Raw genomic sequence first — 6000 nt, forward strand, 5'->3', positions numbered from 1 at the left:
CCACTACGCCGCGTAACCGCCGCCTCGCGGCTCTAGGGGATCGATGACTGAGTATGGCCGGGGCCAAGGCTCCGAACCGTGGCATCCGGACGACCCGTTGTACGGGGACGGCGGATGGGGAGGGCAGCAGGCCCAGGCGGGTCAGCAGCCCCCCTACGGGGGCCGGCCGCAGCAGCATCCGCAGCAGCCGCAGTACGGCGAATGGGGTCACGAACAGCAGGCCGGCTACGGCGGGCAGTACCAGCAGCAGTACGGCGAGCAGGGCCACCACCAGTACGACCAGCAGCAGTACACGGGCCACTTCCAGGACCAGCGGCAGTACCACCAGGGCGGCTGGGACGGTACCGGCGGTCAGCAGCAGCCGGCGTACCCCGCCGACCCGGTCGACCCCTACGGTCAGCAGGCCGCGGCCTACGACGCCGAGCAGCCCGACTTCTACGGCACCCCCGAGGCCTACCCGCCGCCCCAGCCGCCGAGCCGCCGGCGCGCCGAACCGGAGCCGCGGCCCGACTGGGACCCGGAGCCCGAACCCGGCCAGAAGGACGAGCACCCCTTCTTCGCGGGCGGCGACGAGGACGACGATGCCGACGCCGACGACCCGAAGAACGAGGACCGGGGGCGCGGCGACCGCAAGGGGCGCGGCGGCAAGGGCAAGGGCAAGAAGCGCCGCAGCGGCTGCGCCTGCCTGGTCGTCGTCATGGTGTTCGGCGGCGGTGCGGTCGGCGTCACGTACTACGGCTACCAGTTCTACCAAAATCGTTTCGGCGCGGCACCGGACTACGCGGGCAACGGGAACGGCGAGCAGGTCACGGTCGTCATCCCCAAGGGGGCCGGTGGCTATGTGATCGGCCAGGAGCTGAAGAAGGCGGGCGTCGTCGCGAGCGTGGACGCGTTCGTCTCCGCGCAGGAGGCGAATCCCAACGGCAAGCAGATCCAGGACGGCGTCTACACGCTGCAGAAGCACATGTCGGCCGCGAACGCGGTCCGGCTGATGCTCAGCCCCGAGAGCCGCAGCAACCTGATCATCGCCGAGGGCAAGCGCAACGCCGACATCTACGAGCTCATCGACAAGCGCCTGGAAGTGGACGAGGGCACCACCGCCAAGGTCGCCAAGAGCGAGTGGAAGAGCCTCGGCCTGCCCGCGTGGGCGATGAACCACAAGGACGTCAAGGACCCGCTGGAGGGCTTCCTCTATCCGTCCAGCTATTCGGTCGCCAAGGGGCAGAAGCCCAAGGACGTCCTGAAGCAGATGGTGGCGCGGGCCAACGAGACCTACGAACGGTACAAGTTCGCCGAGAAGGCGAAGGAACTGAACCTGAAGGACCCGTTCGAGCTCGTCACGGTCGCGAGCCTGGTCCAGGCCGAGGGCAAGACGCACGACGACTTCCGCAAGATGTCGGAGGTCGTCTACAACCGCCTCAAGCCGACCAACACCGAGACCTACCAGTTGCTGCAGTTCGACTCGACCTTCAACTACCTGAAGGGCGAGAGCAACATCCACATCAGCGAAAAAGAGATCAACAGCAACAAGAACCCGTACAACACCTACACCAACAAGGGCCTGCCGCCCGGGCCGATCGGAAACCCCGGCGACGACGCCCTGAAGGCGGCCCTGAATCCGACCCACGACGGCTGGATCTACTTCGTGGCGACCGACGGCATGAACAAGACCGAGTTCGCCAAGACCCATGCCGAATTCCTGAAGCTCAAGGACAAGTTCAATGCCAGCTCGGGCAACTGAGGCTCACCGGGCCGCCGTTCTCGGTTCCCCGATCGCCCACTCGCTCTCCCCGGTGCTGCACCGGGCGGCGTACGCCGAGTTGGGGCTCACGCACTGGTCGTACGACCGGTTCGAGGTCGACGAGGCGGGCCTGCCCGGGTTCTTCGAGGGCCTGGGAGCCGAGTGGGCGGGGCTGTCCCTGACCATGCCGCTGAAGCGGGCGGTCATTCCGCTGCTCGACGCGATCAGCGACACGGCCGCCTCCGTCGAGGCGGTCAACACGGTGGTGTTCACCGAGGACGGCCGCCGGCTCGGGGACAACACCGACGTGCCCGGCATGGTCGCCGCCCTGCGCGAGCACGGCATCGAGCAGGTCGGCTCGGCGGCGATCCTCGGCGCCGGCGCCACCGCCTCCTCCGCGCTGGCCGCGCTCGCCCGCGTCTGCACCGGAGAAGTGGTCGCCTACGTCCGCAGCGAGGCCCGCGCCGCCGAGATGCGGCAGTGGGGCGAGCGGCTGGACATCGAGGTCCGTACGGCCGGCTGGGCCGACGCGGCCGAGGCCCTGCGGGCCCCGCTGGTGATCGCCACCACTCCGGCCGGCACCACGGACGCGCTGGCCGGCGCCGTACCCGAACGCCCGGCCACCCTCTTCGACGTCCTCTACGAGCCCTGGCCCACCGCCCTCGCGGCCCGCTGGTCCATGGCCGGCGGCGCCGTCGTCAGCGGCCTCGACCTGCTGGTGCACCAGGCGGTCCTCCAGGTGGAACAGATGACGGGCCGCACCCCGGCCCCCCTGGACGCCATGCGCCGAGCAGGCGAAAAGGCCCTCGCAGACCGCTGACCCCGACCGTTTCCGCCGGAGCGGACGCCGGGGCCCGGTGCCGCCGGTGCGCGGCGGTGCCACGGTTCGAAGGCGGTGCGCCGGGCGTCCGACTGCTGGACCGGCGACCGGGGACGGCGTCCGGACGTGGGAGGATCGGAAGTGGCGGGCCAGGGCCGCGCACCCGGTCGCGCCGTCGCAGTTCCAGGCGCGAGCATGAGGAGCACCGTTGAGCAGGTTGCGTTGGCTGACCGCGGGGGAGTCCCACGGGCCCGCACTCGTCGCCACGCTGGAGGGCCTTCCCGCCGGCGTGCCCGTCACCACTCAGATGGTGGCGGACCACCTCGCACGGCGGCGCCTGGGCTACGGGCGCGGCGCCCGGATGAAGTTCGAGCGTGACGAGGTCACCTTCCTCGGCGGCGTCCGGCACGGACTGACCCTGGGCTCCCCGGTGGCGGTCATGGTGGGGAACACCGAGTGGCCCAAGTGGGAGAAGGTCATGGCCGCCGATCCGGTCGACCCGGCGGAGCTGGCCGAGCTCGCGCGCAACGCTCCGCTGACCCGTCCCCGGCCCGGCCACGCCGACCTGGCCGGCATGCAGAAGTACGGCTTCGACGAGGCCCGGCCGGTGCTGGAGCGCGCCTCCGCGCGCGAGACCGCGGCCCGCGTCGCGCTGGGCACCGTCGCCCGGTCGTACCTGAAGGAGACGGCCGGCATCGAGATCGTCAGCCACGTCGTCGAGCTGGCCGCGGCCAAGGCGCCGTACGGCGTGTACCCGACCCCGGCGGACGTCGAGAAACTGGACGCGGACCCGGTGCGCTGCCTGGACTCGGACGCCTCCAAGGCGATGGTCGCCCAGATCGACCAGGCCCACAAGGACGGCGACACGCTCGGCGGTGTGGTGGAGGTGCTGGCGTACGGCGTGCCGGTGGGCCTGGGCTCGCACGTGCACTGGGACCGCCGGCTGGACGCCCGGCTCGCCGCCGCGCTCATGGGCATCCAGGCGATCAAGGGCGTCGAGGTCGGCGACGGCTTCGACCTGGCCCGGGTGCCCGGCTCCCAGGCCCACGACGAGATCGTCACCACCGACGAGGGCATCAAGCGCGCCACCGGCCGCTCCGGCGGCACCGAGGGCGGGCTGAGCACGGGCGAGCTGCTGCGCGTGCGCGCCGCGATGAAGCCGATCGCGACCGTGCCCCGGGCCCTGAGCACCGTGGACGTGGCCACCGGCGAGGCGGCGCAGGCCCACCACCAGCGCTCCGACGTGTGCGCGGTGCCGGCCGCCGGCATCGTCGCCGAGGCCATGGTCGCCCTCGTCCTCGCCGACGCCGTCGCGGAGAAGTTCGGCGGCGACAGCGTCGCCGAGACCCGCCGCAACGTGCGGTCGTACCTCGACAACCTGGCGATCCGGTGAGCGCCGTACCGGTCGTCGTCCTGGTCGGGCCGATGGGCGTGGGCAAGTCCACCGTCGGCCGGATGCTGGCCGACCGCCTCGGGCTCGCCTACCGGGACACCGACGACGACATCGTGGCCGAGCAGGACCGCACCGTCGCCGAGATCTTCGTCGACGAGGGCGAGAGCGTCTTCCGCGGGATCGAGAAGGACGCGGTGCGCCGGGCACTCGCCGAACACGACGGCGTGCTGGCCCTCGGCGGCGGTGCGATCCTCGACGAGGACACCCGCGCCCTGCTCGCCGGACCGCGGGTGGTCTACCTGTCGATGAACGTCGAGGAGGCCGTCAAGCGCACCGGCCTCAACGCCGCCCGGCCGCTCCTCGCCGTCAACCCGCGCAAGCAGTGGCGCGAGTTGATGGAGGCCCGCCGGCACCTGTACGAGGAGGTCGCCACGGCCGTAGTGGCCACCGACGGCCGTACGCCCGAAGAGGTCACCCAAGCCGTTCTGGACGCACTGGAGTTGAAGGAAGCATGAGCGAGGCAGTGACGCGGATCCACGTCGGCGGCACCGCGGGCAGCGAACCCTACGACGTGCTGGTCGGCCGCCAACTCCTCGGCGAGCTCGGCGGGTTGATCGGTGAGAAGGCCAAGCGCGTCGCCGTCGTCCACCCCGAGGCGCTCGCCGGGACCGGGGACGCGCTCCGCACCGACCTGGCCGAGCAGGGCTTCGAGGCGATCGCCATCCAGGTGCCCAACGCGGAGGAGGCCAAGACCGCCGAGGTCGCCGCCTACTGCTGGAAGGCGCTCGGCCAGTCCGGCTTCACCCGCACCGACGTCATCGTGGGCGTGGGCGGCGGCGCCACCACCGACCTGGCCGGTTTCGTGGCGGCGACCTGGCTGCGAGGGGTGCGCTGGATCGCCGTCCCGACCACCGTGCTCGCGATGGTCGACGCGGCCGTCGGCGGCAAGACCGGCATCAACACCGCCGAGGGCAAGAACCTCGTCGGCGCCTTCCACCCGCCCGCGGGCGTACTGTGCGACCTGGCCGCCCTGGACTCCCTCCCGGTCAACGACTACGTCTCCGGACTGGCCGAGGTCATCAAGGCCGGCTTCATCGCCGACCCGGTGATCCTGGACCTCATCGAGTCCGACCCCGAGGCCGCCCGCACCCCGGCCGGCCCGCACACCGCCGAACTCATCGAGCGCTCCATCCGGGTCAAGGCGGACGTCGTCTCCGCCGACCTCAAGGAGTCGGGGCTCAGGGAGATCCTCAACTACGGGCACACGCTCGGCCATGCCATCGAGAAGAACGAGAGGTACAAGTGGCGGCACGGCGCGGCGGTCGCCGTCGGCATGCACTTCGCCGCCGAACTCGGTCGTCTCGCGGGCCGGTTGGACGACGCCACGGCCGACCGGCACCGCACGGTCCTCGAGTCGGTGGGCCTGCCGCTGCACTACCGCTACGACCAGTGGCCCAGGCTGCTGGAGACGATGAAGGTCGACAAGAAGTCCCGCGGCGACCTGCTGCGCTTCATCGTCCTGGACGGCCTCGCCAAGCCCACCGTCCTGGAGGGCCCGGACCCGGCCGTGCTGCTCGCCGCGTACGGCGAGGTGGGGCAGTAAGTCCCGTCGAGCCCCCCCCGTCCGATCCGCCGTACGGCGACGGGCACTTCGGGCCGCGCCCGGCCGTTCACCCTATGGCGGCCGGGGACGGTACCGTTCGGTAGGCGGCGGGGTCGGGCCCGCCGCCGACGCCAATTGCCTCGTACGAGACGGAGTCGCACCGGATGCAGCACGCAGTGGGTTCACCGCTGCCGCCGCCCCACCAGCCGGGGCACGGACCGGCCGCCGGCCGGCCACCGGCCGCACATCACCCGGGGCCGCACCACCCGGGGCCGCACCACCCGGGGCCACAGCACCCGGGCGCGCCTCACGGTTCCGTGCCCGTGCCCCCGCCACCGCCCCCCGGCTACCCGTCGGCTCCGCCCCCGCAGGGCCCGCAGCCACAGGGCCCGCACCCGTCGGCGCCTCCGGCCCCGCTGCCCGCGCCGGACGCCACGGGCCAC

5 protein-coding genes are annotated in these 6000 nt (G+C 72.1%); all 5 read left to right on the plus strand.

What is annotated here, in order from left to right; all coding sequences use genetic code 11:
• Positions 1 to 43 precede the first annotated feature (43 nt).
• The 5 genes from mltG (at position 44) to aroB (ending at position 5557) form a co-directional block, all read left to right on the plus strand.
• The gene (mltG, locus tag DEP02_RS02790) at positions 44 to 1741 is read left to right on the plus strand and encodes an endolytic transglycosylase MltG (RefSeq protein ID WP_112465717.1); all 1698 of its coding nucleotides are present in this window, start codon (positions 44 to 46) and stop codon (positions 1739 to 1741) included.
• Positions 1722 to 2561 (plus strand): shikimate dehydrogenase, encoded by an 840-nt coding sequence (locus DEP02_RS02795; protein WP_112465718.1) that lies wholly within the window; start codon positions 1722 to 1724, stop codon positions 2559 to 2561. The genes mltG and DEP02_RS02795 overlap by 20 nt, the downstream gene beginning before the upstream one ends.
• Before the next feature lie 208 nt (positions 2562 to 2769).
• Entirely contained in the window at positions 2770 to 3954 is a 1185-nt protein-coding gene (aroC, locus tag DEP02_RS02800) for a chorismate synthase (RefSeq protein ID WP_112465719.1), read from the plus strand.
• A 32-nt stretch (positions 3955 to 3986) separates the two neighbouring features.
• A complete protein-coding gene (locus DEP02_RS02805; RefSeq protein WP_198668263.1) occupies positions 3987 to 4469 on the plus strand; it encodes a shikimate kinase in 483 nt (160 codons plus the stop codon).
• Positions 4466 to 5557 carry a 3-dehydroquinate synthase gene (gene aroB, locus DEP02_RS02810; RefSeq protein WP_112465721.1) on the plus strand — a complete coding sequence of 364 codons (1092 nt, stop codon included), beginning with the start codon at positions 4466 to 4468 and terminating at the stop codon, positions 5555 to 5557. The genes DEP02_RS02805 and aroB overlap by 4 nt, the downstream gene beginning before the upstream one ends.
• Positions 5558 to 6000: the final 443 nt, after the last annotated feature.

Origin of the sequence: Streptomyces triticisoli, assembly GCF_003270085.1 — a bacterium.
Lineage (GTDB): Bacteria > Actinomycetota > Actinomycetes > Streptomycetales > Streptomycetaceae > Streptomyces > Streptomyces triticisoli.

Excerpts from the sequence above, each read along its gene's own strand:
- mltG (WP_112465717.1), top strand. The coding sequence starts at position 44 with ATGACTGAGTATGGCCGGGGCCAAGGCTCCGAACCGTGGCATCCGGAC.
- aroB (WP_112465721.1), top strand. The coding sequence starts at position 4,466 with ATGAGCGAGGCAGTGACGCGGATCCACGTCGGCGGCACCGCGGGCAGC.
- DEP02_RS02795 (WP_112465718.1), top strand. The coding sequence starts at position 1,722 with ATGCCAGCTCGGGCAACTGAGGCTCACCGGGCCGCCGTTCTCGGTTCC.
- DEP02_RS02805 (WP_198668263.1), top strand. The coding sequence starts at position 3,987 with ATGGGCGTGGGCAAGTCCACCGTCGGCCGGATGCTGGCCGACCGCCTC.